Source organism: Sphingobium sp. FW306-1B-F04DB (assembly GCF_058781925.1).
The window spans coordinates 13029-16132 of the sequence record NZ_JBYSXE010000070.1; the positions used below are offsets into that span (position 1 = coordinate 13029).

General features: G+C 65.3%; 3 protein-coding genes. All 3 read right to left on the reverse strand.

Annotated elements, in window-relative coordinates; translation table 11 throughout:
* Window positions 1-49 precede the first annotated feature (49 nt).
* Window positions 50-1291 (reverse strand): AI-2E family transporter, encoded by a 1242-nt coding sequence (locus tag AC3WJD_RS20425; protein ID WP_492748597.1) that lies wholly within the window; start codon window positions 1289-1291, stop codon window positions 50-52.
* Between the two features lie 76 nt (window positions 1292-1367).
* A complete protein-coding gene (locus tag AC3WJD_RS20430; RefSeq protein WP_492748598.1) occupies window positions 1368-2801 on the reverse strand; it encodes a coniferyl aldehyde dehydrogenase in 1434 nt (477 codons plus the stop codon).
* Window positions 2802-2865: 64 nt separating this feature from the next.
* A partial coding sequence (locus AC3WJD_RS20435; protein WP_492748599.1) for a prepilin peptidase occupies window positions 2866-3104 on the reverse strand: 239 nt, incomplete at its 5' end.

Here is a 3104-nt window from a genome sequence, read left to right on the forward strand (position 1 = left end):
CCCGCGTGCTGCGGTGAGGGGGGCCAACTAGGCGACCCCCGAATGCCTGTCAAGCGGTGGCAGAGGATGATTTGCCATCTTCGTCGAATTCCTCGTCATCGGGGTGCGTGAGCGTCCCTTCCTCGAACAGGAAACCCGCGATATCCGGGCTTCCCGCCGCCCCCATGACGGTGCGGATGATGATGAGGAGCGGCACCGCGAGCAGCGCGCCGGGCGTGCCCCAGACCCATCCCCAGAAGCTCAGCGAAATCAGAATCAGGAGCGGGTTTATCGTGAGCTTGCGCCCCACCACGAGCGGGGTCACCAGATTCGCCTCGAGCGTGTGGAAAAATATCTGGATCGCCGCGGGCAACAGTGCCCACCAGATGTCGGGGAAGGTCATCAGCCCGCCCATCGCAAGCAGCAGCGCCGCGAGGATCGGCCCCAGATAGGGGATGTAGTTGAGGATCGCGACGATGCCGCCCCACATCAGCGGCGAAGGCATGCCGATCACATAGAGCGCGGCCGCCACCGCAAGCCCGAGGCAAAGGTTGATGAGCGTGATCGTCCCCAGATAGGCCGACGTCGCATCGACCACATTCTGGATGACGCGGGCGGTCGCCATGGCGCCGTCAAAGCTGCCGCGGCTGGTGATCGTGCGCTCCCTGAGCCGCGTCCAGCCTGCAAGGAAGAAGAAGATCAGCAGCAGCGCGAAGAACATCTGGATCAATGCATAAGGCGCGGAGGTCGCGACGAGATCGAGCAGCGAACTCGGCGCCGATACCGCTTCGGCGCGCGCGGCCGCCACGGGGCCGGTGGCAAGCATCGAGATGCTCTGATCGATGAAGCGTTGCAGGTTCGAGTAGAAGTCGATGACGGGCGCCAGGTTGGCCTGGATCAGCCCGATGCGTTCGGGCAGCACGCGAAACCATTCGGCGGCGGGGACGACGATCGAGACCAGCACGATGTTCATTGCGACCAGGAACAGCATCACGCACAGGAACGCCGCCAGCGCCGCGGGCACGCCACGGCGCTGGAGCCATTCGAGCCCCGGCACCATCGCGATCGCGACGACGACCGCGGCGGTGACGGGCAGGAAGAACTCGGCGCCCGCGCGCAGAGCAAAGGGCAGCCCTAGTAGCAGACCCACCCCCGCGATCAGCGTCAGCGCCGCGAGCAGCCGGTCCCGGTGCCAGTCGACGCGGTGGTGATGCTCGCGATGCGGCGGCGCCTCGGTCGCGAGCGAAAGACGATCGGACGTTGCCGGGGACTGTGCCCGGCTTAGCTGCTGATCGTCGCGCCGCGTTGCCATGCCCCTGACTACCGGGGCTTTGCATCGCTGTCACGCGGTCTGAGCCGCGATGACGCGCGATCATGGCCGGTGACGCTCAGGCCTTGAGATCGCGCGCGATCGCCTTCTGCGTTCCGCTGCCATAGGGCGGCTTGAACCCCGCGAGTTTCGCGACATCGATCCTTGGCTGGCGATAGACGCTCTTGGCATGGCTGAAGGTCTTGAAGCCGTCATGGCCATGATAGCTGCCCATGCCCGAAGGACCGATCCCGCCAAAGGGAAGGTCTTCCATAGAGACGTGGAAGATCACGTCGTTGACGGTCACGCCACCCGAGATGGTGCGCTCGAGCACCTTGCGCTCCTCGCCGCCGTCCTTGCCGAAATAATAGAGGCCGAGCGGGCGGTCGTGCCGGTTCACATAATCGATCGCATCCTCGACCGCCTTGTAGCGCATCACCGGGAGCACGGGACCGAAGATCTCCTCCTGCATCACCTTCATGTCGTCATTGACGTTGGTGAGGATGTGGAGCGGCATCTTGCGGCCGTTATAGGCGCTGAAATCCTCGCCCGCGGGGTTGACCTCGATCACCTCGGCCCCCTTGGCGCGCGCGTCCTCGACATAGGATTTCAGCCGGTCGAGATGGCGGTCGTTGACCACCGAGGTGTAGTCGGGATTGGCGATGAGCGACGGATAGAGTGCGGACGCGGCCCTTGTGAGCCCCTCGACCACGGCCCCCTCGCCTTCCTCGGGCACGAGCAAATAGTCGGGCGCAAGGCAGATCTGGCCCGCATTGAGCATCTTGCCCATCGCGATCCGCTCGGTCGCTTGTCCCATATCGGCGCTGCGGCCGATGATCGTGGGCGACTTGCCGCCGAGCTCAAGCGTCACGGGCGTCAGGCTGTCAGCCGCGGCGTGGAGGATATGCCTGCCGATCGGCGTGGCGCCGGTGAAGAGCAGATGATCGAAGGGCAGCTCCGAAAAGGCCTTGCCGATATCGGGCCCGCCGCTGAAGCACGCAAGCTCGGTGCGGTCGAAATAGCGCGGGGCCACCTGTTCGAAGAGCGCTGACACCCCGGGGGTATATTCGGAGGACTTGATCATCACGCGGTTGCCCGCCGCGAAGGCACCCGCGATCGGGCCCATGGCCAGCTGAACGGGGAAGTTCCACGGCGCGATCACGCCGACCACGCCCTTGGGCTGATATTCGACCATCGCTTTGGCGCCGAGCAGGCCCAGCGGAAAATCGAGCTTGCGACGCTCGGGCCGCGCCCACTGGTCGACATGCTTGATCGCATGCTTGAGCGTCCGCACCGAGGCGACGATGTCGGTCATCATCGACTGCTCGCGGCTGCGATGCCCGAAATCCTCGGAGAGCGCGGCGCAGAAGGCGTCGGCATTGTCGAGGAGCATCGCGACGGCGCGCTTGATCCGGTCCTTGCGGATCGCGGTCGAAACCGGGAGCTCCGCGGTGAACGCGGCCCGCTGCGCCTCAAGCACCGACCGCATATCCTGAACGCCCGCGTCCGCCATCGCCGTCTCCCAAAATTATCGTTTCATATTGCTACTTATTCCGCGTCGTCAGCCATTTGTCGACTCAAAGCGAAACCCCCGCCGCCTGCAATAGCCAGAGCGGCCATGCCGCGACCGCCATCAGCGCGCCCAGCGGCACCCGCGTCGTGGCGGAAATCGCCTGTCCGCGCCCGCGTTGCGCAATCACCGCGACGAGCCCGATGAAACTCGCGAGCAACAGCACGAAGGGGAGCATCTGCCAGCCCAGCCAGGCGCCGATCGCGCCGAGCAGCTTGGGATCGCCCCACCCCAATCCTTCCCTCC